The organism is Phyllobacterium zundukense (assembly GCF_025452195.1).
Lineage (GTDB): Bacteria > Pseudomonadota > Alphaproteobacteria > Rhizobiales > Rhizobiaceae > Phyllobacterium > Phyllobacterium zundukense_A.
In genome coordinates this window covers 624,054-648,730 of sequence record NZ_CP104973.1, presented here as the reverse complement: position 1 = coordinate 648,730, position 24,677 = coordinate 624,054, and the positions used below count along the sequence as shown (strand labels likewise).

Here is a 24,677-nt window from a genome sequence, read left to right as displayed (position 1 = left end):
CGCACCGTTTCAGGTCGCCTAGAAAAGATTGAATTTTATATGAGTGATACACCCGAGATGACAGTCGAAGCCTCGCCGGAATACGGTGCGGAGTCCATTAAAGTCCTCAAGGGGTTGGATGCTGTACGCAAACGCCCTGGAATGTATATCGGTGATACGGATGACGGATCCGGCCTTCACCACATGGTCTACGAAGTCGTCGACAATGCCATCGATGAAGCGCTGGCGGGCCACGCGACGCGCGTCACCGTGACACTCAATCCCGACGGATCCTGCACGGTGACCGACAACGGCCGCGGTATCCCGACCGATATGCACTCGGAAGGCGTTTCCGCGGCGGAAGTCATCATGACGCAGCTGCATGCCGGCGGTAAGTTCGACCAGAACTCCTACAAGGTTTCCGGTGGTCTGCATGGCGTTGGCGTTTCCGTCGTCAATGCGCTGTCTGTCTGGCTGAGATTGAAGATTCGCCGCCAAGGCAAAATCTACGAGATGAGCTTCACCCATGGCGTCGCCGATGCGCCATTGACGGAGACTGGTGATTCCGATGGGCTGACCGGAACAGAAGTTTCGTTCCTGCCATCGACCGACACATTCACGATGGTGGAGTTCGATTTCAAGACACTCGAACACCGGCTGCGCGAACTCGCTTTCCTGAATTCGGGTGTACGCATCCTGCTCTCCGATCGCAGGCATGCCGATCCGGTCGATCTCGAGCTGTTCTACGAGGGCGGGCTGACTGCATACGTCAAGTATCTCGACCGCAGCAAGAAAGAGCTGGTCACCGAGCCGATCTATATTCGCGGCGAGCGCGACGATACGGTGGTGGAAGTCGCCATGTGGTGGAATGACAGCTACCACGAGAATGTTCTTTGCTTCACCAATAACATTCCGCAGCGCGATGGCGGCACACACCTCGCCGGGTTCCGGGGTGCCTTGACACGCCAGATGACCGGCTATGCGGAAAACACCGGTCAGGCCAAGAAGGCCAAGGTCACACTCACCGGCGATGACTGCCGCGAGGGGTTGACCGCAGTTCTCTCTGTCAAGGTTCCGGATCCGAAATTTTCCTCGCAGACCAAGGACAAGCTCGTTTCGTCCGAAGTGCGCGCGGTCGTGGAAAGCCTCGTCAACGAGGCGCTTTCGACTTGGCTCGAAGAACATCCGACCGAAGGCAAGGTGCTCGTCGACAAGGTCATCCAGGCTGCCTCCGCTCGCGAGGCTGCCCGCAAGGCGCGCGACATCACCCGCAAGAATTCGCTGAGCATCAGCTCGCTGCCAGGCAAGCTTGCCGATTGCCAGGAAAAAGATCCGGCCAAATCGGAAATCTTCATCGTCGAGGGTGACAGCGCCGGTGGCTCCGCCAAGGGTGGGCGTTCGCGCCAGAACCAGGCGATCCTGCCGCTGCGCGGCAAGATTCTCAATGTCGAACGCGTCAAGCTCGACCGCATGTTGTCATCCGACCAGATTGGCACGTTGATTTTGGCGCTTGGTACCAGCATCGGCAAGGATGAGTTCAATCCGGACAAGCTGCGCTATCACAAGATCATCATCATGACCGACGCTGACGTGGACGGCGCGCATATTCGTACATTGCTCTTGACGTTCTTCTTCCGCCAGATGCCTGAGCTGATCGAGCGCGGCCATATCTATATTGCGCAGCCGCCACTCTATAAGGTTTCGCGCGGAAAATCCTCGCAGTACATCAAGAACGAAGTCGCCTATGAGGAGTTTCTGATAGATTCCGGGCTGGAAGAAGCCGCGCTGGAGCTCGACTCCGGTGAGGTTCGCACCGGTCCCGACCTGCGCTCCGTCATCACCGACGCGCTCGCCGTTCGTCATCTGCTGCAGGGTTTGAACACCCGTTATGACCGCGCGGTCGTTGAACAGGCGACGATCGCCGGGGCGCTCAATCCGGAGGCCATTTCCGACACGGCGAGAGCCCAGGCGCTGGTGACCGAGGTCGCCGGGCGCCTCGATCTCATCGCGGAGGAGACCGAAAAGGGCTGGAGCGGCCGTCTGGCGACGCCGGATGACGGTGTCGACGGCTATGTCTTCGAGCGTTCGCTCCGCGGCGTCAAGGAAACGGTCACGCTCGACATGGCGCTGATCGGTTCCGCCGATGCACGCCAGCTTGACCGCTATTCGGCGCGTCTGCATGACATCTATTCCAAGCCGCCTGTCCTGCGCCGCAAGGACAAATCCGATTCCGTCGCAGGACCGATTGCCCTGCTGGAGGCTGTATTTGCCGCCGGGCGCAAGGGCCTCTCGTTGCAGCGCTACAAGGGTCTCGGCGAGATGAATGCCGATCAGCTCTGGGAAACGACGCTGGATCCCAATGCGCGCTCATTGCTGCAGGTGAAGGTCAACGACGCCACGGACGCCGACAGCCTGTTCTCAAGGTTGATGGGCGACGATGTCGAGCCTCGGCGTGAATTCATTCAGGATAATGCACTGAGCGTGGCCAATCTCGACGTTTAAGCGGCATCATAAGTTCGAGATAGCCTCAAGAGGTAATCGCCTCATCTTTCCCAAGGAGAGATGAGGTCGAGGCCAGTTGTGCTGAAATCGGCGACATTCCGGGTGGCCAAACGGCCGCCATTTACCCGAACAATGGCTGCGATCATGCCATCAGGAGCCGACATTATTGATCCTTGCCGTGCGGCAGTTCCCATAATCTCTCCGTAAGCCATCGCCGCCCCTTCGGTTAAACCAAATATGCGGTCAGCGAAACGTCGACGCCAGTCCGAGAGACCCCGCTCCAGGCGAAGGGCGCGCTGGTCAGGCAATATTTTCTGAATGCCAAACGCAATTTCTGCGATGGTTACAGTCGGTAAAGCCAGTTCTGAATCATGCCGGACGAGCCAAGAGATGACAGCCTCGCTTGGCGTCTTGCGTAAGGTTTCGGAAAGAACATTGGTGTCTAGAAATATCAAAGCTCAGGACCCGGATGGCCACGACGTCCTTGTCTGATGACCGCCTCCAGATCGATATCTGTACCGGCATCTTTTGACAGGCGGCTGTAGAATGTCGACGCTGGCTCCCGGCCGGTTTCGCGAATTTCATAGGACTCAAGAGCCCGCTCAACAATTTCGGCGATTGATCTGTTTTCACGGCTCGCCAGGCGATGTGCCAAATCGCGTGCTCTAGCGCTGCGCACAGACAATTGAGGTTCGGCCATCCGGATACTCCATGTTGGGAAGAATATAGGTCATATGGGCGCTGCCATCAAGATGGCTACCCACCTTGGCAGCCCAAATTTGCCATGTCGCATTGGCTCCTCTCCCTGCAACATCCTTTCGTCGTCGACGCAGGCGCACTACGACCTGCAGGTCACCGCCTGTTTGGCGTTGGACCCGTGAGCGGCTTTTTATACTTTTGTACAACAACTCTCTTGCCTGTTCGCGGGCATCATGATCTTTTGTCGAAAAAGGGCGATGGGCGCCGAGGGGTCTACAAAAGATTACCCGGCGAACATATGGCCTTTTTTCAAGTCAATCTGATCGGGAATTGAAATGCAGCCTGTCTTCGATGGTCACAACGATGTGCTTTACCGGTTGTGGAAACATTGGAGAGACGGCGCCGATCCGGTTCAGGAGTTCATCGAAGGCACCACCTCCGGGCACATCGACAAGATCAGGGCGCTAAAGGGCGGACTGATCGGCGGGCTCTGCGCGATTTACGTTCCATCCGGTGATCTTGCCTTCAAAGCGCCAGACGCCAATGGCCATTATTCGACGCCGCTCGCAGCGCCGCTGGAGCGTTCTCCCTCCCTCGACATTGCGCTCGAAATGGCCTCGATCGCGCTGAAGCTCCAGCGGTTCGGCGGCTGGAAATTGTGCCGCAGCACGGCCGAGATTACCGAGTGCATGCAACACGATATGTTCGCCGCGGTGCTCCATATGGAGGGCTGCGAGGCGATTGGTGCCGATCTTGCCGCGCTCGATGTATTCTACGCCGCCGGCTTGCGTTCGCTCGGTCCAGTTTGGAGCCGCAACAATATCTTCGCGCACGGTGTGCCCTTCGCCTATCCGATGAGCCCGGATACGGGACCCGGACTCACCGCGATCGGCGAAGAACTGGTCAAGGCCAGCAATCGTCTCGGCATCCTCATCGATCTCGCGCACATCACCGAAAAGGGTTTCTGGGACGTGGCGCGGATCAGCGATCAGCCGCTTGTCGCCAGTCATTCCAATGTGCACGCGCTAACGCCTGTCGCGCGCAATCTGACCGACAAGCAGCTTGATGCCATACGAGAAAGCCGGGGGCTCGTCGGGCTCAATTATGCGGTGGCAATGCTGCGCCCCGACGCGCGTGAGAATGCCGATACGCCCCTGACCGACATGGTCCGTCACATCGACTACATGGTCAACCGCATGGGTATCGATTGCGTGGCACTTGGTTCTGATTTCGACGGTGCTAAAATCCCCGGCGAGATCGCCGATGCGAGCGGCAATCAAAATCTCGTCGCGGCGCTGCGCGACGCCGGATATTCCGGAGACGACCTGGCAAAGATCTGCCGCGAAAACTGGCTGCGGGTACTACGCTCGGCCTGGCACGAAGAAAACTAAAAAAATCAAATTGCTCATAAACAGGGAACCAGAACAATGTTGATGAACCAGATAAACCCGAAATTCCGACTTCTGCTCGGCAGCGCGGCGCTGTCCGCGATGTTGCTTTCCGGCGTATCGGCATGGGCCGAGACCCCAGCCGATACCCTGGTCGAAGCTTTCGCCATCGATGACGTGATAACGCTCGATCCCGCTGAAGCTTTCGAGCTCACCACCGGTGAAATCAACGGCAATACTTACGACAAGCTGGTTCGGCTCGATATCAACGATCCTTCGAAGGTCGTTGCCGATGTCGCCGAAAGCTGGACGGTTTCCGATGATGGCCTGACCTATACGTTCAAACTAAAGCAGGGTCTGAAATTCGCATCGGGCAATCCGGTCACGGCCGATGATGTCGCCTGGTCGTTCGAGCGCGCCGTCAAGCTCGACAAGAGCCCGGCGTTCATCCTGACCCAGTTTGGCCTGAAGCCGGACAATGTCACCGAAAAAGCCAAGGCAACCGATCCTTCGACCTTCGTATTCACGGTCGATCAGCCCTACGCACCGAGCTTCGTCCTGAATTGCCTCACTGCGACTGTCGCTTCGGTTGTCGACAAGAAGCTCACTTCCGAACATGTCGTCAATGATGATTTTGGTTGGGCTTGGCTGAAGACCGCCTATGCAGGTTCCGGTCCGATGAAGATTCGCGACTGGCGTGCCAACGAAATCATCGTGCTTGAACGCAATGACAACTACTGGGGCACCAAGGCGCCTCTCATGCGTGTGATCTATCGGCACGTCAAGGAAAGCGCGGCGCAGCGCCTGCTGCTTGAGAAGGGCGATATCGACATTGCCCGCAATCTCGAGCCCAACGATCTGGAGCAGGTAGTCAAGAACAGCGACATCGCCACCACCAACGCACCAAAAGGCACCGTCTACTACATCAGCCTCAATCAGAAAAACGCAGATCTTGCCAAGCCAGGCGTGAGCGAGGCGCTGAAATATCTCGTCGATTACGACGCTATTGGCGAGAAGCTGATCAAGGGCATTGGCGAAATCCACCAGACATTCCTGCCGAAGGGCGTCCTCGGCGAGCTCGACGAGAATCCCTACAAGCTCGATGTCGCCAAAGCCAAGGAGCTGCTCGAAAAGGCAGGCCTGAAGGATGGCTTCTCCGTTACCATGGACGTGCGCAACAACCAGCCGGTGACGGGCATCGCCGAATCCGTTCAGCAGACGTTCGCTCAGGGCGGCGTCAAGATGGAGATCATTCCGGGCGATGGTAAGCAGACGCTAACCAAGTACCGGGCTCGTACCCATGATATGTATATCGGCCAGTGGGGCGTAGATTATTGGGACCCGCACTCCAATGCGGACACCTTCACCAACAACCCCAACAACTCCGATGAGGGCACCAACAAGACACTCGCATGGCGCAACGCCTGGGATGTGCCGGAACTGACCAAGGAAACCAAGGCGGCTCTGCTCGAACGCGATGGCGCCAAGCGAGCACAGATGTATCAGGAACTGCAGAAGAAGGTTCTCGCGACGAGCCCCTTCATCATGATTTTCCAGCAGATCGAAGTCGCGGGCTATCGTTCGAACCTCAAGGGCTTCAAGCTCGGACCGTCATTCGACACGAACTACGTTTTCAATATCTCGAAGTGATCCGGGGTTCGCACCGTTGACCAATCCCGACATGCAATTGGAGTCCAGGCGCTCGGGCGCCTGGGCTTCGAACTTCGCTTGGGCCGCCGGCAGGTTCGTGCTGATCGGTATCATCACGTTTTTGGGCTTGATCGCCGTCACGTTCTTCATCGGACGTGTCATTCCAATCGATCCGGCTCTTGCCATCGTTGGCGACCGGGCGCCCGCCCACGTGGTTGAGCGGGTGCGTGAAGAGCTCGGACTGAACTTGCCACTGTACAAGCAATTTTTCATTTATCTGAAGGGCGTGTTGGAAGGCAATTTCGGCAATTCGGTTTTGACTACAAACCCGGTCATGCAGGATATAAGGCGCGTCTTCCCCGCCACGATGGAGCTCGCGACATTCGGGACGCTCATCGGCGCGGTTTTTGGGGTGCCGCTGGGGGTTCTGGCGGCGGTCAAACGCGGCAGCATTATCGACCAGATCGTTCGCGTTATCGGCCTCATCGGCTATTCCGTCCCGATATTCTGGCTCGGAATGATCGGTCTTGTCGTGTTTTACGCCAAGCTCGGCTGGACTTCGGGTCCGGGCCGCATCGACGTTGTCTATGAATACACATTCACGCCTATCACCGGCTTCTACCTGCTCGATGCCGTTCTGCAGCAGAACTGGGAGGCGTTCCGCAACATTTTCAGCTTCATCATTCTGCCCGCCTCGCTGCTCGGTTATTTTTCGCTGGCCTATATCAGCCGCATGACCCGCAGCTTCATGCTCAATGAGCTGGAACAGGAATATATCGTGGCCGCACGGGCCAAGGGCCTTTCCGAAACGCGCATCATCTGGGGCCATGCCCTGCGCAATGCCGCGGTGCCGCTGGTCACCGTGATCGCGCTGTCCTATGCCGGGCTGCTTGAAGGTTCGGTGCTGACCGAGACAGTCTTCTCCTGGCCGGGCCTGGGGCTCTACATCACCAATTCGCTGCAGAATGCCGACATGAATGCTGTGCTGGGAGGGACGATCATCATTGGAACAGTGTTCGTCGCCATCAACCTTTTGTCCGATCTCCTATACCGGGCGCTTGACCCACGGACGCGCGCCCGATGAAAAATTTGCCAGAGCGGGCTGCAAACGTCAATTTCCTGTGCTCCGGTGCTCATGTACCCAAAAGTACACTGCGCTCCGGTGCTCGAAAATCGACGTTTTCGCCACCCTCCGACCAATTTTATGAGTCTTGAGATGATGACACGCCCCCTTTCCCGCCGCGAATGGCTGATGAGCGACCGGCCGCAATCGCGCATGCAGGCCCGGCTCGGCCGGGCCTATCTGGTCTGGAGCCGGTTCGCCAGCAACAAGCTGGCTGTTGTTGGTCTCGGCATCATCATTGCACTTCTGGTCGTCGCCGCCTTTGCGAATGTGCTCGCGCCGCATTCTCCGGTGGTCGGCGATTTGCGCAATGCACGCCTGTTGCCGCCGGGCGGCGAATACCTGCTCGGCACCGATGACCAGGGCCGCGATATTCTTTCGCGATTGATTTATGGCTCGCGGCTGACGCTTTATGTGGTCATCCTCGTCGCCATCATCGCAGCGCCCATCGGACTACTCGTCGGCACGATTGCCGGCTATGCGGGGGGCTGGATCGATTCAATTCTGATGCGCATCACCGATATCTTCCTGGCGTTTCCCAAGCTTATTCTTGCCCTTGCCTTCGTCGCTGCCCTCGGGCCCGGCATCGAGAATGCGGTCATTGCCATCGCGATCACTTCATGGCCGCCCTATGCGCGTATCGCGCGCGCCGAAACGCTGACTGTACGCAACTCGGACTACATCGCCGCGGTGCGGTTGATGGGTGCTTCGCCGTTTCGCATCGTGCTGCGCCATATCATGCCGCTCTGCCTCTCATCGCTGATCGTGCGCGTAACGCTTGACATGGCGGGGATCATCCTGACTGCCGCCGGGCTTGGCTTTCTTGGCCTCGGCGCTCAGCCGCCGCTGCCCGAATGGGGCGCGATGATCGCCTCAGGACGACGCTTCATTATGGACCAATGGTGGGTTGCGGCAGCGCCGGGCTTTGCCATCTTGATCGTCAGCCTCGGCTTTAATCTTCTAGGCGATGGCTTGCGCGATGCGCTCGACCCGCGGGGTAGCAGCCAATGAGCACCATGCTGACCGTAGAGGACCTGCGCGTGCAGTTTCCGACCCGTACCGGCACTGTCGATGCGGTGCGCGGCGTTTCCTTCACGCTTGGACGCGAGCGGCTTGGCATCGTCGGCGAGTCCGGTTCAGGCAAGTCGCAGACCGGCCGCGCCGTCATGGGGCTGACACCGCCACATGCGAAGATCACTGCACAGAAGCTCAACTTCGACGGCATCGACCTGCTGCAGGCTTCGGTGAAGCAGCGGCGGAGTCTTCGCGGCAACCGCATTGCCATGATCCTGCAGGATCCGAAATATTCGCTCAATCCTGTCATGAGTATTGGTCGGCAGATCGTCGAAACGCTCAGGACGCATGAGAAGGTCAGCAAGGCCGAGGCACGCAAGCGGGCGCTCGACATGCTTGCCGCCGTACAGATCCGTGATGCAGAGCGGGTCTACGATTTGCATCCGCATGAGGTTTCGGGTGGCATGGGTCAGCGGGCCATGATTGCCATGATGCTGATTACCGGGCCGGAACTGCTGATCGCCGACGAGCCGACCTCGGCGCTGGATGTGACCGTACAACTCGACGTGCTGCGTATTCTCGACAATCTGGTGCGGGATCGCGGCATGGGGCTGATCTTCATTTCGCATGATCTGCGGCTGGTTTCATCGTTCTGCGACCGCGTCATCGTCATGTATGCGGGGCGGATCGTCGAAGAGATTGCCGCAACCGATTTGCACAATGCCAAGCATCCCTACACGCAAGGCCTGCTCAATTGCATGCCACAGATCGGCGCCGACCGGCATCCGCTGCCGGTGCTTGATCGCAAGCCGGAGTGGGCGGCATGACACCATCTCGCTCCAAGGCATTGGTCATTGAAAAGCTGGAAGTGAAGTTCGACCGCTTTCTCGCCCTGCGCGGCGTCAGCCTCGGTGTGGCACCGGGCGAATCCTTCGGTCTCGTCGGTGAATCCGGTTCGGGAAAATCCACTTTGCTGCGTGCTGTCGCAGGTCTCGCGCCGGTCAGCGGCGGGATGATTACGGTCAACGGCAAGACGCTCGGTTCATCCCGTACCAAGGCATTTTACCGCGAAGTGCAGATGGTTTTCCAGGATCCTTACGGCTCGCTGCATCCACGCCAGACCGTGGATCGATTATTACTGGAACCGCTGGTGATCCATGGGTTCGGTGATATCGAAAAGCGTATCCTGCGCGCACTCGACGAAGTGGGATTGGGATCGAGCTTCCGTTTCCGCTATTCTCATCAGCTCTCGGGCGGTCAACGTCAGCGCGTTGCCATCGCCCGGGCGCTGATCCTCGAACCGTCGATCCTGCTCCTTGATGAGCCGACATCGGCGCTCGATGCCTCGGTGCAGGCGGAGGTGCTGAACCTGCTCGAGCAGATCAGGCGCGACCGGAACCTGACTTTCCTCATGGTGAGCCACGATCTCGCCGTTGTGACTCACATGTGCGACCGGCTGATGGTCATGCAGAATGGTGCCGAGGTGGAGCGTCTGACGGCATCGGAACTTGTCAAACGCAAGGTCACGCAGGATTATACGCGCAATCTTCTCGTCGCGAGCCAGGGATTCGTCAGGCCGGGTATCCAGCCTTAGAGTTAACGATCTTCATTGGTTTTTTACCATTCCAACAATGATTTTACACCAATCGTGCTGCCGGAGCATGATCGTGAAAATATGAATGAATTTACTAAGCACGAATTTACGCCGGAGATTCAATGGTCCATGTAACGACGGAGTGGGCCAATGAAAAAATTTACAAAATTCCTCAAAGACCGTAGCGGGGCAACAGCGGTAACATTCGGACTGCTGCTTGTGCCGCTTCTCGGCATGGCCGGCCTCGCTGTGGATTACAGCCTCGCAAGCAATGAGCGGTCGAAATTACAGAATGCGGCGGATGCCGCTGCGCTCGCCGGCGCTTCGATCTTTACCGGCCCAAACTCGGCAGCGGCGGAAGCGCTTGCGCGCGCCTATCTCAAAGCTAATCTGGGCGTAGACGCTGCGAATGCTGCTACGATCAATTTCAAGGCGGAAAAGCAGCAAGTGACCGTCACACTCGGTGGCCAAACCAATACAACGTTCATGCGTGTGTTGAACAAGGACTCGGTTCCAATCGACGTCACTTCTATAGCATTGGCGCCGCTGAAACCGTCCAGCGCCACCATCACTATAGATAAGGTTACAGGCTACTGGTTTAAACGGGTCTCGATTGTTGTCAAAAGGAACGGCAAGGAGGTTGTGGTTGGTACGATCACCTATACGGCAGCGGATCACAACGGCGCTGGTGGTCTTGGTTCTGGCGTTACCAATCCGCCGATATCAGTTGCGACAAAATACGACCTTGGCGAATATGACAAGAATTCGTTGTACTTGAAGATGGAAATTAAACAGGACGGTTGTGATATAGGCTATAGGAATACATCGACAACGAACAAGGTCGTGTGCAAGACAAGCAAGAGTACAGCAGATGCGACGTATTCTTCAACGCTACGCACCAATGATCCCAGCACCTATAATAACCTGTTTGTCGATGGAATACGATTGAAGACTACCTCTGCAAATCCGCTCGACAACCTGTTGGATTGCGATCAGAAGGAGCACCAACATTGGTGGGAAGATGGTGGCAGTCCGTCCAACGTCGTTGAGCCGGACTTTCTGTATAGGGTAAAATCCGAATGCAAATCGGTCGACGGTGAACTTGTTCGTCTGACTCACTAACTGGACAACAACCGCGGTGCAATTGACTTTGTCGTTGCGCCGCTCCATCATGACTTCATTCCGAGGGGGGCACTGTACAGTGCTGAGATAGCGTCGAGCTGGACCCTTGAACCTGATCCGGGTTATGCCGGCGTAGGAACGGGAATTGAGCCTTCTTCACGCACCTCAAATCTTGTCTTCGCACATATCCGGATCTCCGATCATGATGGAGTCCAGACCGTGCTTGTTCCTCTAAAATTTCTCCGGCAACAACGGTAGTGGCGTGAACAGCGCCATGCGCCTGGTTTTGCAGATAGCGGCAGCTTTGCTGGCGGTGGTCCTGTGCTGGCAAGCAATCGTCTGGGTGATGGCGCCGCCGCGTTTCATCCTGCCGGCACCCTTGACGGTCATCGCTACGCTGGTTGACGAGCAGCACTATCTGCTGACCAACGCGGCTATCACGATGGTTGAGATCATCCTGGGACTGATGTTCGGGACGCTGGCAGGCATCCTGACTGCGCTTCTCGTCTGCGCCGTGCCCGGTTTCCGGCAGATCGTCTGGCCGCTGATGCTCGTGCTGCAGGCGTTGCCGGTTTTCGCGATCGCACCGCTGCTGGTGCTGTGGTTTGGGTTTGGCCTTGCCTCCAAGGTCGTCATGGCAAGCCTGATCATCTTCTTTCCGGTGGCCTCCGCCTTCGCCGACGGTCTGCAACGTACCAATCAGGATCTGCTCGACGCAGCGGCGCTGACACAGGCATCGCCCCTCGCGACACTGTTCCTCGTGCGCGTGCCAAGCGCCTTGCCCGCACTCGGATCCGGCTTGCGCGTCGCGGCAGTTTTTGCGCCGATCGGCGCCGTCATCGGTGAATGGGTCGGTTCTTCGCGCGGTCTCGGTTTTGTCATGCTGCAGGCCAATGCGCGGATGCAGACGGATACGCTCTTTGCCGCCCTCATCATCCTTGCCACGCTGACCATTGTCCTGCGCTTTCTTGTGGATGCACTGACAAGACGGCTGACGCCATGGGCGCGGGAGGCATGACAATTTCCCTCATTTCATCGCATGTAAAAGGATCTTCGATGTTTCGCATTCGTCCTCTGATTTTCATGATCGGTCTCGCCGTTTCTGCCTTCGGCATTTCCGGCCCGGCCATGGCAGCCGATAAGCTGACTGTTCTTCTGGAATGGTTCGTCAATCCCGACCATGCGCCACTGGTCATCGCCAAAGAGAAGGGCTACTTCGCGAACGCCGGTCTCGATGTCGAGCTCATCCCGCCCGCTGATCCGGCGGCACCGCCACGCCTTGTTGCGGCGAAGCAGGCGGACATCGCTATCCATTATCAGCCCACGCTTTTTCTCGACCATGATGAAGGCCTGCCGCTGGTGCGCTTCAGCACGCTGGTCGAAACGCCGCTCAATACGGTGATGACGCTGGCGGACGGGCCAATCAAAATCTTGAAGGATTTGAAGGGCAAGAAGGTTGGCTTTTCCGTCGCAGGCTTCGAAGACGCGATGTTGGGTGCCATGTTGAAAGCGGAAGGCCTGTCAACCAAGGATGTCGAGTTGATCAATGTCAACTTTGCCCTCTCCACCTCGCTGATTTCCGGGCAGGTGGACGCGACCGTTGGTGCCTATCGCAATTTCGAGCTGACGCAGATGGCGCAGGAAGGACACAAGGGTCTCGCCTTCTTTCCAGAAGAGCATGGCGTGCCTCCCTATGACGAGCTTATCTTCGTCACCCATCCGGATTTGCTCACGGACGACCGGCTCAAGCGCTTTCTCGGGGCGGTGGAGAAGGGAGCGATCTATCTGACCAATCACCCGGATGAATCCTGGCAGCTTTTCATCAAGGCTTATCCGGATCTGGACAATCCGTTGAACAAGCAGGCCTGGATCGACACGCTGCCGCGCTTTGCCAAGCGGCCTGCGGCGCTCGATCGCGGCCGCTACGAAAGGTTCGGTGTCTTCATGCACGATGCGGGGCTGATCAAGAGCGTCCCCAAGGTCGAAGACGTCGCCGTGGAATTGCACTGAACATTCAACCCAAGAGAGAACACATGCCAAAAGTAGATTACCGGCTGAATGCCATTGTCGATGTCGATGCTATCGGCGGCGATAGAGACCTCGGCCAGCTTGCGCTCAGCGCCGCATTTGGTGGCGCGACGATCATCCAATACCGGGACAAGAACTCGCCGACGCGCCTTATGGTCGAACGGGCGCGAACGATCCACGCCGCACTGAAGGGAACGCGGGTGCCGCTGGTGGTCAATGACCGTATCGACGTGGCGCTCGCCGCCGGCGTCGAAGGGGTGCACGTTGGCCGCGAGGACATGCTCGTGGCAGATGTGCGCCATCTGCTCGGACCGGACGCAATCATCGGTCTGACGGTCAAGAACGAAGCAGACGCCCGGGCGGCCATCGAGGCTGATATCGACTACGCCTGTATTGGCGGCCTGTTCGAAACACCGGCAAAGCAAAATCTGCAGCCTATCGGCTTCGAAGGATTCAGCCTTCTGGCGCCGATCATTCGCAAGGTGAAGCCCGACCTGCCGATCGGGGCGATCGCCGGCATCGATCTTGCGCGCACGCCACCGGCCATTGCCGCCGGAGCCGATGGTGTGGCGGTGATTTCAGCAATCTTCCGGCAGGACGATCCGCAAGGTGCGACCGCCGCACTGCTGGCGGCGGTCGATGCAGCGTTGAAGGAACGGGCATGACCGCAATTGCCCAAACGGCCATTGCATTGACGATTGCCGGTTCCGACAGCGGCGGGGGCGCAGGTATCCAGGCGGATTTGAAGACGTTCTCGGCGCTTGGCGTTTACGGCACAAGCGTTCTGACGGCGATCACCGCACAGAATACGCGCGGAGTGACCGCCATCGAGAACCTTTCGCCTGGCATTGTCCGCGCGCAGATCGACGCGGTCCTGTCGGATATCGACGTCAAGGCCATAAAGATCGGAATGGTCGGCGTGGTCGAAACGATCGAGGCAATTGCAGCCGCGCTGCAGCACTGGAACCGCAAGGTGGTACTGGATCCGGTTATGGTCGCCACATCGGGCGACCGCCTGTTGCAGCCAGAGGCTATTGAAGCATTGCGCCAGCTTCTTCTGCCGCGCGCCTTGATACTGACACCCAATCTGCCGGAAGCGGCATTGCTGACAGGGGAGCCCATGGCTGAGGACGAAGCCGCGATAGCCCGGCAGGCGGAAAAACTGCTGGCGCTGGGCGCTGCGACGGTGTTGGTCAAGGGTGGTCATGCGAAATCCGAGATGAGCACGGACCTGTTGTTCGATGGTGTCACGATGCATCGCTTTGCAAGACCGCGCATCATCACGGAAAATGACCATGGTACCGGCTGTACTCTGGCCGCTGCGATAACTGCTGGATTGGCCAAAGGCCTCGATTTAGGTGAGGCTGTGACTGCAGCGAAAGACTATCTGACGGCGGCGATTACCGCAGCCGATAGCCTCAAAGTGGGGCAGGGGCGCGGGCCTGTGCACCACTTCCACCGCTGGTGGCGGGCATGACGGTGTCGATCATTTCGGGCCGTTCGAACGGCAAGGGAACCATTGCGGGAAGAACGACTTGATCGCCCGCATAGGCGAGTTGCGTCGCGGCCGGAGCAACTGCCGGTGCGAAGGGTGGTGTCGCTGTCTGGGCTGTCGCGGTCACTGCGCCATTGCCGGTAACCGGAGCAGGTTCGGCAGCGGCAGCGGTTTCGACTGGCGACGCCGGCTTCAACACGTCCAGCATGCCCTTGCGTTTGGCCTGAAAATAATAGCCGCGTGAATAAAGCCGCACGGCCTGGTCCGGATTGTAATCTGCGACCTTGTAAGCCCCGGCCAGATATTTCACGCCATATTTTAGATTGGTCTCTGCATCGAGCAGATCCTTGGCACTGCCGTCATGCCCCATACCGCGCGCCGTCGCGGGCAGCATCTGCATCAGGCCCCAATACGGACCGTTGCGGGCCGCCGGATTGAACCGGCTCTCGCGCTGTACGACGCGGCGCACCAGCGATTCCGGAACAGCATAGGCAACTGAATATTTCGAGATCAGCCCGTCGACTGAAGATTTGGGTTGGGGCTTGGTGTCTGTAGCATTTGCAAGCCGCGGCGATGGCTCGGGAAGCGGAATCGACGCCGCATTGGGCAATTTCGGATCGGCTGTCGTGCAAGCGCCGAGGAGCAGAGCAAGGCTCAGGCAGGCGAAGGCGCGCGGCAATCGGATATCAGGCAGCATTTGTCACCGGTTGGACGAGGCAGATGTTGAATTGTCATAGCTTGTTCGCAGGGGAGTGGGGCAATCACTTTCCAATACAAGCTGTAACAATAGGACACCGCTCCGATTTTACTCATGCCTTTCCGAGATATCTTGACCAAAGTCTCCCTTGACTCTGTCATATATATCAATGTATCAGTTATATATTGGTAAGGCCAGTTTACCAGTCGAGTGCGGAAGGGAGAGCCGTGCGGGGAGGACCAATGTTTGCAGCGATCCAGCCGCGCCGCTTGTACCGGCAGGTGGCAGACCAGATCCGCACGCTGATCGAGAACGGCGAGTTTGCCGTTGGCGAGCGGTTGCCGGGTGAGCGCGAACTTGCGGAAAAACTTGGCGTATCCCGCCCGACCATCCGCGAAGCATTGATTGCGCTAGAGGTTGAAGGGCTTGTTCATATCCGCATGGGTTCCGGCATTTATGTCACGCGCCAGCAGCGCGAGAAGCCTGCGCCTGTACAAACCGAAGATCTTGAAGGGCCATTCGAACTGCTGCGCGCCCGTGCGTTGATCGAATGTGCGATCGCGGAAGAGGCTGCCAAGGCCATCACGCCCGCCCATGTCGACGCTCTGGATGATGTGTTGACGAAGATGGCGAGCACGTTCAATGATCCGCGCACATCCATTGCGCTCGACCGGACTTTTCACACGACGATCGCCGGCATTATTGAAAACGCTGCGCTCAATCGATTTGTCGGAGAACTCTTCGACCAGCGCATGACACCCTATTTCGAGAAACTGGCGAGCTATTTCGAAAGTCCCGCTTCCTGGCGCGAGGCATTCGAGGAACATCGAGCCATCCGCGACGCTATCGCATCGGGCGATCCGGCGCATGCCAAATCAGCGATGCGGCATCATCTGCTGCAATCGCAATTGAGATTTTCCAAGAGCTTCGATGAGGAATTGGAAAGTGAAAAAGGCCATCCTGCGGGAGGCCGGAGCAGAAGTACCAAGATCTGAATTCAATCTGGGAGGACTACGATATGAAGATCAAACTGACGACAATTCTGGGAGCGGTTGCCGCTCTCGCGCTATCGGCCGTGGTGGCGCAAGCGCAAACGGCGCTCAAATGGGCGCATGTGTACGAAACATCGGAGCCGTTCCACACGGAGTCCGTCTGGGCGGCCGAAGAGATCGCCAAGCGGACCAACGGCCGTTACAAGATCGATGTATTCCCGGCTTCACAGCTGGGCAAGGAAGCCGATATCAATCAGGGGCTTAAGCTCGGTACGGTCGATATCATCATTTCCGGGTCGAGCTTTGCCGCCCGGGACTACAAGCCGATCGGCGTCACCTATTTCCCCTATATTTTCCGCGGGCCGGAACATCTGATTGCCTATACGAAGAGCGATGTGTTCAAGCGTCTTGCTGCCGGTTACGAGACAAAGAGCGGCAATCACATTGCAGCCGTCAGCTATTACGGCACAAGGCAAACCACATCCAACAAGCCGATCGCCAAGTGCTCGGATATGCAAGGTCTGAAGATCCGTGTGCCGGACGTGCCCGCCTATCTTGCCATGCCGCGTGCCTGCGGCGCCAACACCACGCCAATTGCTTTCGCGGAAGTCTATCTCGCACTCCAGAACGGCACAGTCGAAGCGCAGGAAAATCCGTTGACGACGATCGAAGCAAAGAAGTTTTTCGAGGTTCAGAAGAACATCATCCTGACCGGTCACATTGTCGATCATCTGAACACGGTGATCTCGAAGCAACTCTGGGCCAGCCTGTCCGACGAAGACAAGAAGATCTTCGGTGACGTGATGCAGGAAGCTGCCGAACGCACAACGAAGATCATATCGGAGAAGGAAAAACAGCTCGTCGCGACGTTCAAGGAAAAGGGCCTCAACGTGACGGAGATCGACAAGGCAGACTTCGAAAAGAACGTGGTGGAGAAGGTGAAATTCGAGGATTTCGGCTACGAGAAATCCGATTGGGAAGCCATTCGCGCGATCAATTAGAGGCGGGGATATCTCTCCCCTTGTGGGAGAGAAATCGCAAGAGAGGGGATTGGGTAGTTTTGAAGTCCCCTCTCTTGGATTTTCCAAGGATTTAGCAAAGAGGCTAAACCCAGGAAAATCCTTTCTCCCCCACAAGGGGGGAGATACGCCTTTGCCCTTCATGCTGACGCCAACCGGAGACGGAACATGTCAAATGAAATTCATACCCCGGTAACTGCCGAAGAGCTTGCTCATTCCTTCGAAGATGCTGCGCCGGTGGCTGATCTATCGGATTATGCCATTGAAGATTGGCTGACACTGATCGTCTTCTGGCTCATGACGGGATGCGTATTCCTTCAGTTCTTTACGCGATACGTCATGAACGACAGCTATGCCTGGACCGAAGAAATCGCCATCAACTGTCTGATCGGCGTCGTGTTTCTCGGCTCTGTGATGTGCGTCCGCGTCTCGCGGCATATTCAGGTGGACGTTCTCTACCACTACTTGCCGGCGGGTGTCGCTCGCGCGCTGTCAAACTTCGTCGATATCGTGCGCATCGGCTTCTTCGCCTACGCGGTCTGGCTGATGTGGCGATACGTCGAGATCGTTGCGGAAGAGCGCATGGTGACGGTCGATCTGCCGCGCAACATCGTTTTTTACAGCGTGTTCGTCGCATTCATATTGATGCTACTCCGCGCCGTTCAGGTTTTCATCCGCAATGTTCGCCGGGGCTATTCCGTCCTGGAGCGTCCCGAAGAATTCCAGAAGATCGAGGACTGATTAATGTTATTGCTCGTTGGAACTTTCCTTGTCCTTATGCTTGTCGGCGTGCCGGTCGCCATTTCCATGGCCGTTGCCTCAGTGCTCTATCTCGTCTTTTTCGGAGTCGCCCCGGACATCATCGTGGCGCAGCGAATGATCGCCGGTGTTGAAAGCTTCCCGCTTCTCGCCGTGCCGTTTTTCATCCTTGCCGGTAACCTGATGAATTCCGCAGGTGTCACCGGGCGCATCTATTCCTTCGCCGTCTCGCTCGTCGGCTGGATGAAGGGTGGTCTGGCGCAGGTCAATATCATCGGGTCGGTGATCTTCTCCGGCATGTCGGGAACTGCTTTGGCCGACGCTGCCGGTATCGGTACAATCGAGATCAAGGCGATGAAGGATCACGGCTATCCCGTCGAGGCGGCTGTCGGCGTTACCGCGGCTTCCGCGACGCTCGGACCGATTTTTCCGCCGTCTTTGCCCTTCGTCATCTACGGGATGATGGCCAATGTCTCTATCGGCGCATTGTTCATGGCGGGCATCCTGCCCGGCATCGTCATGACCGCGCTGATGATGGTTACCGTTGCCATCTTCGCCTATGTGAAGCGCTGGGGTTCCGATGCGCCATTCGAGATAAAGCAGCTTCTGGAGGCCTCGCTCGAGATCGTGGTCGTGGCGTGTGTTCCTGTGGTTATCTATCTGCTGATGCTCACGGGCCTTTCCATCAACGCGTCAGTCGGTATCGCGCTGGTGCTGCTCCTTGCCGCAGACTGGTATTTCGATTTCTCCGCGGTTATGGCGCTGATGACGCCGGTGATCCTCATCGGCGGCATGACCATGGGCTGGTTCACGCCGACAGAAGCGGCGGTCGCCGCCGTCTTGTGGTCGCTGTTCCTCGGCTTGGTGCGCTATCGAACAATGACGTTGAAGAGCCTTGCCAAGGCGAGTTTCGACACGATCGAAACAACCGCTTCGGTATTGTTCATTGTGACAGCGGCCTCCGTCTTCGCATGGCTTTTGACCGTCAGCCAGGCGGCTCAGCTCCTGTCGACGGCAATCCTGTCGATTACCGAGAACAAGTGGGTTTTCCTCATCCTTGTTAACCTGTTGATGCTGTTTGTTGGCTGCTTCCTTGATACGATTGCCGCCATCACCATCCTTGTGCCCATCCTGTTGCCACTCGTACTGAAATTCGGCATCGATCCGGTGCATTTCGGCTTGATCATGACGTTGAACCTGATGATTGGCCTGCTGCACCCGCCGCTTGGCATGGTACTGTTCGTCTTGTCGCGTGTTGCGAAGCTCTCGGTCGAGCGCACCACAATGGCGATCTTGCCATGGCTTGTTCCACTGTTCATCGCACTGATCGCGATCACATTCATTCCGGCCATCACCCTTTGGCTGCCAACACAACTGGGTCTGATCAAATGAGTACCACGGGCATTGCTGCAACTCTCTTCGGCGCCGAAGACCTTCGTGTCGTCGATATCGAACTTGGTGACCTCGCGCCGAACATGGTGCGGGTTCGCTTCGGGGCTGCCGGCATATGCGGCTCCGACATGCATTATTTCCGTCATGCGAGAACCGGCGATTTCGTCGTTACCTCGCCGTTGATACTTGGTCACGAGGTAGCGGGTGAAGTCGTCGAGATCGGGAGCAACGTGACCGGACTGGCGGTTGGTGAGCGGGTTGCGGTCAATCCGTCGCGCTGGTGCGAACACTGCGCCTATTGTCACGAAGGCCGGGCAAATCTTTGCGAGAACATTTACTTCATGGGTTCGGCTTCGAAAACGCCGCATATGCAGGGAGGTTTCGCCAGTCTGTTCGATGCAACCGCATCGCAATGCGTCAAGGTGCCAGCGGACTTGCCCTATCAGGCAGCGGCGCTCGCCGAACCACTGGCGGTCTGCCTGCACGCGGTACGTCGCGCCGGCCATGTGAAAGGAACTTCGACCATCATATTCGGTTCGGGTCCCATCGGTCTCTTGACCATGCTGGCGCTGAAACATGCGGGTGCAGGATCTGTGGCCATGGTCGACGTTGCCGCCGCGCCGTTGAAATTCGCAGCAGAGCTCGGCGCTGACCAGACGATAGACCTGTCGCAAGGCGAGGAACAACTGGCGGCGTTCGCCGCTGCTACGCCATACGATATCGCCTTCGAAATTTCCGGAACGGCGGCGGGACTGGCTTCGGCCATTCGCACGGTCAGGCGCGGCGGAACGGTGGTTCAGGTCGGTAACCTCGCTGGCGGATCGATCCCCGTTCCTGCAAATGCGGTGATGTCGAAGGAGCTCGATCTGATCGGGACATTCCGCTTTGGCGAGGAGTTTTTCGAAGCGGTCGAGTTGATCGTCGAGGGCAAGATCGATGTGTTGCGGCTGGTAACCAGCGAGTTCAAACTCGCCGACGCGCCTGAAGCGTTTCGTGTGGCTCTGGACCGCTCGCGCAGCGTCAAGGTGGTGTTGACGGCATAAGTGCGCGACAATTTGCTTTGGCCTCTTTCGCTTGGCGCGCGCAGTCAAATCGGCTAACAAGCGCGGGCTAAGCTGAATTATTAACCTCTCCTGCGCTAGACATCTGCTCTTTCGCATAAGCATTATGTCCGGAATTTAAACGTGCCGCGAGTTCTTATGTCGTTCTATTCATTTTCGAAAGTCGTGGCGTTGATAGGGGTGATTCTTGGCACGGCCAGCGGCTGTACCACCGCTGCAACGCTGAGTACCGTCACTCCGACGGTTGCCCCGGTTTCGGAAAAATCCGCTTCGATCGTGGTCGACGGCAGTACGGGCGCTGTTCTCTATCAGGCGAGCGCTGATCTACCGCGGGTACCAGCTTCCCTGACCAAGATGATGACGCTCTACCTCACTTTCGAGGCACTGAAATCCGGCCGGATCACCAAGACGACTCTCCTGCCAGTCTCCGCTCACGCTGCATCGCAGGCGCCAAGCAAGCTCGGTTTGAAGCCGGGCCAGACGATCGACGTCGATACCGCGATCAGGGCGATCGTTGTCAAATCCGCCAATGATGTCGCCGTGGTTCTAGCCGAATATCTTGGCGGCACGGAGGATCAGTTCGCAGCGCAGATGACGGCGAAGGCGCGTCAACTCGGCATGCGAGGCACGAACTTCCACAACGCTTCCGGTTTGCCCGATCCGCAGCAGATCACGACGGCGCGTGACATGGCACTGCTTGGTATGTCGCTGCGCAAGCATTACCCCGGGCAATACTATTATTTCGTCGCCCAGGATTTCGTCTACAACGGAAAACTCATCCGCGGGCATAACCGGGTTCTGGCACAGTTGAACGGGGCGGATGGCATCAAGACAGGTTATGTGCGCGCTTCCGGCTTCAACATCGTCACGTCGATCAGCGACAATGGCCGGCAGCTCGTGGCAGTCGTTATGGGCGGCGAGACGGCAAGAAGCCGCGACGCGCAGGTTGTAAGTCTGGTCAACGCCTATCTGCCGCAAGTCGCCTCGCGTTTCTGACATGATACGATTTTTCGAGGTCGCCTAGGCTGACGGATTTGCAGTTATTTCCACAAGTTATCGCGCGTTAAAATCCAAGACTTGAAATTTGCTCTGCAAACATTGCATGGTGCGTGACGACAGCGACTCATTATTGCTCTCGAGGAGAACGATCGGGCCGATGCGATCCCGTTTCCTGAACCTGCGCAGCAAAGCAATCGCCTGGTTGACGGCGGGCGTCGGCTCATTTGCAGCACTGGCCACTGCATTTGCCCTTGGGGCATTCGAGGCAGCGGACAAGCAAGAGCTGCCGCAAATCACCGCCGGCCAGTCGCTCGATGCGGGCAAATGGCTGATCAAACCCTTGAAAGCATGGGTGACCGACCAGAAAATCTTCAGTACGACGCCGAAGGAAGGGCAGAAGGCTGTCGTTTTCGCGGTCGAATTGATGAACCGCACGATCCAGTCCGACAGCGGCTATGCCAATACTTTTCATCCGCTTGGGAAATTGCAGGGAGTCACCGAGCAGCCTCTCGCTTATCTCGACAGGGATGGGTCGTCGTTGCCCGATCTGCAACCCGGGATGCCGGAAAAGATTACTTACGTCTGGGTGGTGCCGTCGGATGCTGTCCCGACCGGCACGATTGAACTTGGCATCGAGGCATGGAAGTTCAAGTTGCGCAACAATCTGACTGGCACGCCGGGTTGGTGGAGCAAGGCCCCGGCAGGCACCGTAAGCCTGCCACTTTCCCAAGGTGAAAGCTGATGCGCCGGCTCGCCAATATTCTCGTCTTGATCGTTGCCGTCGGTGTGCTTTACGGCATGCAACAGACCAAGCCGCGCTTCGGTGAGCTGACAGCGCCAATTCCCGTCTATGGCAAGATGCACGACAAGCTTCATACCCGCGAATTCGACGTGACGCTGGATCAGGTTGTTTTCGCGCGCCAGCTGGACTTTACCCAGTATGGCCAGAAGAAAACCCTGACGACTTCCGGCCTTTGGGTGATTGTCACCGCACAGCTTGCGGCCACGACGAGCAGCACGAGCATTGCAGCGGCGACTTGGCTCGGGCCGACAGGTTTGAAATTTGCAGTGTCCAACAGGATCGGAGGGGCTCCTGGCATGCCGCCGCACCTGCTTGCTCCGGGATTGCCCAAGAAGGTTCGGTTCATCTTCGAGACAATGCCCGACCAGGTGAACGGGGCAACGCTGGTTCTTTCGGGCAAGGTAGAGCCGGCATTGGATTCCGAAGCGCGCATTTCGATCGATGATCTCAAGACGTTCAATGACGGGCAGCCTCTGGTCGTCGACAGCTACGACCCGCTGCGGTCCCTGACAGGAACCTAAAATGGCGATCGCGATTGAGGACACACAGGACGCTTTGGAGCGGCGATGGCGCAAGCGCAGCCTGTGGGCCCTGCTGTTCCTGGTTCCGATTTCACTGCTATCGATCTCGTACAGAGACATCAATGAACTCATCCGGTATCGCGATATGCTGCCGGTCGACGTCGCTGCAGGAGAGACAAAACACTATGGCGGCAGCAACTGGCAGTTTCAGGGATTGCGCAAGGTGGAAGGCATAAGACCCGGCCGGCTTCCCGCGGGTTCAGTGCCAATCATCGCGCGCTTTGTGGTTGAGATCGGCGATCCCGACCTTCAAAATCTCTGGCTCATGTGTGCGATCAAGCTGACCGATCGCACGGGACGTACCTGGTATCCGTCGAGCATTCCCGGAATGCCCTCGCCGCAACCGGGCATCGAAACGTGCAGTTCCACCGCATTTTCCGGAGCGCAAAAGGGAGAGCGGAGAGTGATCGAGGAGAACTATCTCGTTCCGGTGGATGTCGCAGACGAACTTGTCCCGACTTTAGGGATGCACAGCGAGCGGCCGTTCTATCTCAGATTTGCTAAGCCGTAGTTTTTCGGGTCATCGAAAACGCAGTTTCCAGGACGGCGGCAAGGAAGCAGATGCGCAAGGGTTCTACGAGAATTCCGGTCGATGAATCCTGGAGCGGACTGCCAAACAGAAAGGTTACTCCATTCGCAAGCACTTCCCACACGGCGATCGAATGCGGGCCTATCAGGTGTGCCGTACCAAGCCACAGCCAAGCCGCGGCCCATTCGATAAAGCGATAGCCGAGGATCAATGTGATGATCAGTAGCAGCCCAGAATTCAGCGTGAGCCTCACTCCATTCGCGATGGGCAAATATCTTGAGCGATAGCCGCTGATGAAATGCTCGATGAAGTCGCGCAAGAATTTCGGGATCGCCTGATATCGCTCGCCAAAGCGTTCGACGCGATGATGGATGCGCATGAGTTCTTTCTGGTCGCGGACGTCATAGCCGTAGACAAGCGCCACCATGACCAGCCAGATCACCGGCAGGAGGGCGTGGAAGAACAGATTGACGGCTACTGTGCTGAAGTTCTCCGGAACCTGTTCGACCGGGACCAAAGCAGCGGCAAAGGCCGATGAAACCGGCAAGGCGAGTGCCGCGAAGATTTGTTCGAACCACGACCACAGCCGCCCTTCGACGAGTGCCTGCAACCAGTCATCCTTCCAGCGGCTGATGATGTAGAGACCGATGAATATCCAGTTGGTCTCGCAAACGACCATGATGATATCCCAGACCGCGCGCTTGGTGCGTTCCTTCATGGCCTTTGCGAAACTGCGCACGATCCATGAAATGGCGACCGACAGAAGGATCCATTTCGAATCGAGGACGTCGAGCACGCTGCCGCCACCACCTTCGAACGGCCGCAACTCAAGTGCGAGGCGCGAATATTGGCGCACCGTATCGCCCAGAAATCCCCAGGCTGCGTAGTAGGCGAAGAACGGAAGCAGTGCGACGGCAATAATCGTGGTGAGACCGGACAGGCCGAATTCGCGTCTGTCCGCGTGTTCATCCGCCTGGGTTTGTGCGGCGTTGACGGAGGGCAATCCCGGCCGCACGATCTGGATCATTGAAACCGTCGTCACAAGTTGGGTAAGCGCAACGAGAGTCAAAAGGCCAAGACCGGCATAGTGGTTGATATAGGCGGCCTTGACCGCCACCCACATCAACAAATCCGAAACGGTGAGCCCGAGCAGGACGACAGCAATGAGCTGTGGCCAGAAGCGCAACCAGAGCCTGAATGTCAGCTTGATGGGCAACGCCACTTCGGCCAGCATGGAAAACCTTTCGCGAAT

General features: G+C 57.5%; 25 protein-coding genes and 1 riboswitch. Of the genes, 21 read left to right on the top strand and 4 right to left on the bottom strand.

Annotation, left to right across the window (positions count from 1 at the left end; genetic code table 11):
- The first annotated feature begins 39 nt into the window (after nucleotides 1-39).
- Nucleotides 40-2,481 carry a DNA topoisomerase (ATP-hydrolyzing) subunit B gene (gene gyrB, locus N8E88_RS15555; protein WP_262294456.1) on the top strand — a complete coding sequence of 814 codons (2,442 nt, stop codon included), beginning with the start codon at nucleotides 40-42 and terminating at the stop codon, nucleotides 2,479-2,481.
- A gap of 41 nt (nucleotides 2,482-2,522) precedes the next feature.
- On the opposite strand, the gene N8E88_RS15550 is transcribed toward gyrB, so the two are convergent.
- Both N8E88_RS15550 and N8E88_RS15545 read right to left on the bottom strand, forming a co-directional pair.
- Nucleotides 2,523-2,936 carry a type II toxin-antitoxin system VapC family toxin gene (locus N8E88_RS15550; RefSeq protein ID WP_262294455.1) on the bottom strand — a complete coding sequence of 138 codons (414 nt, stop codon included), beginning with the start codon at nucleotides 2,934-2,936 and terminating at the stop codon, nucleotides 2,523-2,525.
- On the bottom strand, nucleotides 2,933-3,181 hold the full coding sequence (locus N8E88_RS15545) for a plasmid stabilization protein (RefSeq protein ID WP_262294454.1): 249 nt from the start codon (nucleotides 3,179-3,181) through the stop codon (nucleotides 2,933-2,935). The genes N8E88_RS15550 and N8E88_RS15545 overlap by 4 nt, the downstream gene beginning before the upstream one ends.
- A 334-nt stretch (nucleotides 3,182-3,515) precedes the next feature.
- Here N8E88_RS15545 and N8E88_RS15540 point away from each other — a divergent pair, with 334 nt between their 5' ends.
- The 11 genes from N8E88_RS15540 (at nucleotide 3,516) to thiD (ending at nucleotide 14,576) form a co-directional block, all read left to right on the top strand.
- Nucleotides 3,516-4,571, top strand: coding sequence for a dipeptidase (locus N8E88_RS15540; RefSeq protein WP_262294453.1), 1,056 nt, complete (start codon nucleotides 3,516-3,518; stop codon nucleotides 4,569-4,571).
- A gap of 36 nt (nucleotides 4,572-4,607) precedes the next feature.
- Nucleotides 4,608-6,218, top strand: a complete 1,611-nt coding sequence (locus tag N8E88_RS15535) for an ABC transporter substrate-binding protein (protein WP_262294452.1) — start codon at nucleotides 4,608-4,610, stop codon at nucleotides 6,216-6,218.
- Nucleotides 6,219-6,249: 31 nt separating this feature from the next.
- Nucleotides 6,250-7,302, top strand: a complete 1,053-nt coding sequence (locus N8E88_RS15530) for an ABC transporter permease (protein ID WP_262295492.1) — start codon at nucleotides 6,250-6,252, stop codon at nucleotides 7,300-7,302.
- 120 nt (nucleotides 7,303-7,422) lie between these two features.
- Entirely contained in the window at nucleotides 7,423-8,352 is a 930-nt protein-coding gene (nikC, locus tag N8E88_RS15525; RefSeq protein WP_262294451.1) for a nickel transporter permease, read from the top strand.
- Nucleotides 8,349-9,182, top strand: coding sequence for an ABC transporter ATP-binding protein (locus tag N8E88_RS15520; protein WP_262294450.1), 834 nt, complete (start codon nucleotides 8,349-8,351; stop codon nucleotides 9,180-9,182). Before nikC ends, N8E88_RS15520 begins: the two co-directional genes overlap by 4 nt.
- Nucleotides 9,179-9,949: an ABC transporter ATP-binding protein gene (locus tag N8E88_RS15515; protein WP_262294449.1), complete on the top strand. Its 771-nt coding sequence runs from the start codon at nucleotides 9,179-9,181 to the stop codon at nucleotides 9,947-9,949. Before N8E88_RS15520 ends, N8E88_RS15515 begins: the two co-directional genes overlap by 4 nt.
- A gap of 150 nt (nucleotides 9,950-10,099) precedes the next feature.
- A complete protein-coding gene (locus tag N8E88_RS15510; RefSeq protein WP_262294448.1) occupies nucleotides 10,100-11,071 on the top strand; it encodes a TadE/TadG family type IV pilus assembly protein in 972 nt (323 codons plus the stop codon).
- A gap of 53 nt (nucleotides 11,072-11,124) precedes the next feature.
- A riboswitch (TPP riboswitch) is annotated at nucleotides 11,125-11,227 on the top strand.
- Between the two features lie 118 nt (nucleotides 11,228-11,345).
- Entirely contained in the window at nucleotides 11,346-12,089 is a 744-nt protein-coding gene (locus N8E88_RS15505) for an ABC transporter permease (RefSeq protein WP_262294447.1), read from the top strand.
- Nucleotides 12,090-12,154: 65 nt separating this feature from the next.
- The gene (locus N8E88_RS15500; protein WP_262295491.1) at nucleotides 12,155-13,081 is read left to right on the top strand and encodes an ABC transporter substrate-binding protein; all 927 of its coding nucleotides are present in this window, start codon (nucleotides 12,155-12,157) and stop codon (nucleotides 13,079-13,081) included.
- Between the two features lie 23 nt (nucleotides 13,082-13,104).
- Nucleotides 13,105-13,764, top strand: coding sequence for a thiamine phosphate synthase (gene thiE / locus N8E88_RS15495; protein ID WP_262294446.1), 660 nt, complete (start codon nucleotides 13,105-13,107; stop codon nucleotides 13,762-13,764).
- Nucleotides 13,761-14,576, top strand: a complete 816-nt coding sequence (gene thiD / locus N8E88_RS15490; protein ID WP_262294445.1) for a bifunctional hydroxymethylpyrimidine kinase/phosphomethylpyrimidine kinase — start codon at nucleotides 13,761-13,763, stop codon at nucleotides 14,574-14,576. The genes thiE and thiD overlap by 4 nt, the downstream gene beginning before the upstream one ends.
- Here thiD and N8E88_RS31850 read toward each other — a convergent pair.
- Nucleotides 14,518-15,291 (bottom strand): transglycosylase SLT domain-containing protein, encoded by a 774-nt coding sequence (locus N8E88_RS31850; protein ID WP_410010651.1) that lies wholly within the window; start codon nucleotides 15,289-15,291, stop codon nucleotides 14,518-14,520. The genes thiD and N8E88_RS31850 overlap by 59 nt on opposite strands.
- 242 nt (nucleotides 15,292-15,533) lie before the next feature.
- On the opposite strand from N8E88_RS31850, the gene N8E88_RS15480 reads away from it, so the two are divergent.
- The 9 genes from N8E88_RS15480 to N8E88_RS15440 all read left to right on the top strand — a co-directional run bounded on the left by N8E88_RS15480 (nucleotide 15,534) and on the right by N8E88_RS15440 (nucleotide 23,407).
- Complete coding sequence (locus N8E88_RS15480) at nucleotides 15,534-16,286, top strand: FadR/GntR family transcriptional regulator (RefSeq protein WP_262294444.1); 753 nt, start codon at nucleotides 15,534-15,536, stop codon at nucleotides 16,284-16,286.
- Nucleotides 16,287-16,309: 23 nt separating this feature from the next.
- A complete protein-coding gene (locus N8E88_RS15475; RefSeq protein WP_262294443.1) occupies nucleotides 16,310-17,284 on the top strand; it encodes a sialic acid TRAP transporter substrate-binding protein SiaP in 975 nt (324 codons plus the stop codon).
- A 186-nt stretch (nucleotides 17,285-17,470) separates the two neighbouring features.
- On the top strand, nucleotides 17,471-18,043 hold the full coding sequence (locus tag N8E88_RS15470) for a TRAP transporter small permease (protein ID WP_262294442.1): 573 nt from the start codon (nucleotides 17,471-17,473) through the stop codon (nucleotides 18,041-18,043).
- A 3-nt stretch (nucleotides 18,044-18,046) separates the two neighbouring features.
- Nucleotides 18,047-19,453, top strand: a complete 1,407-nt coding sequence (locus N8E88_RS15465) for a TRAP transporter large permease (protein WP_262294441.1) — start codon at nucleotides 18,047-18,049, stop codon at nucleotides 19,451-19,453.
- Nucleotides 19,450-20,496: an L-idonate 5-dehydrogenase gene (locus N8E88_RS15460; protein ID WP_262294440.1), complete on the top strand. Its 1,047-nt coding sequence runs from the start codon at nucleotides 19,450-19,452 to the stop codon at nucleotides 20,494-20,496. The genes N8E88_RS15465 and N8E88_RS15460 overlap by 4 nt, the downstream gene beginning before the upstream one ends.
- Before the next feature lie 156 nt (nucleotides 20,497-20,652).
- Nucleotides 20,653-21,510, top strand: a complete 858-nt coding sequence (locus N8E88_RS15455) for a D-alanyl-D-alanine carboxypeptidase family protein (RefSeq protein WP_262294439.1) — start codon at nucleotides 20,653-20,655, stop codon at nucleotides 21,508-21,510.
- A gap of 160 nt (nucleotides 21,511-21,670) precedes the next feature.
- Complete coding sequence (locus tag N8E88_RS15450; protein WP_262294438.1) at nucleotides 21,671-22,255, top strand: hypothetical protein; 585 nt, start codon at nucleotides 21,671-21,673, stop codon at nucleotides 22,253-22,255.
- Nucleotides 22,255-22,836, top strand: coding sequence for a hypothetical protein (locus N8E88_RS15445; RefSeq protein ID WP_262294437.1), 582 nt, complete (start codon nucleotides 22,255-22,257; stop codon nucleotides 22,834-22,836). The genes N8E88_RS15450 and N8E88_RS15445 overlap by 1 nt, the downstream gene beginning before the upstream one ends.
- 1 nt (nucleotide 22,837) lies before the next feature.
- Nucleotides 22,838-23,407 (top strand): hypothetical protein, encoded by a 570-nt coding sequence (locus N8E88_RS15440; RefSeq protein ID WP_262294436.1) that lies wholly within the window; start codon nucleotides 22,838-22,840, stop codon nucleotides 23,405-23,407.
- Here the strand turns inward: N8E88_RS15440 and N8E88_RS15435 are convergent.
- Nucleotides 23,397-24,659 (bottom strand): hypothetical protein, encoded by a 1,263-nt coding sequence (locus N8E88_RS15435; RefSeq protein WP_262294435.1) that lies wholly within the window; start codon nucleotides 24,657-24,659, stop codon nucleotides 23,397-23,399. The two genes, N8E88_RS15440 and N8E88_RS15435, sit on opposite strands and share 11 nt — an antisense overlap.
- Nucleotides 24,660-24,677: the final 18 nt, after the last annotated feature.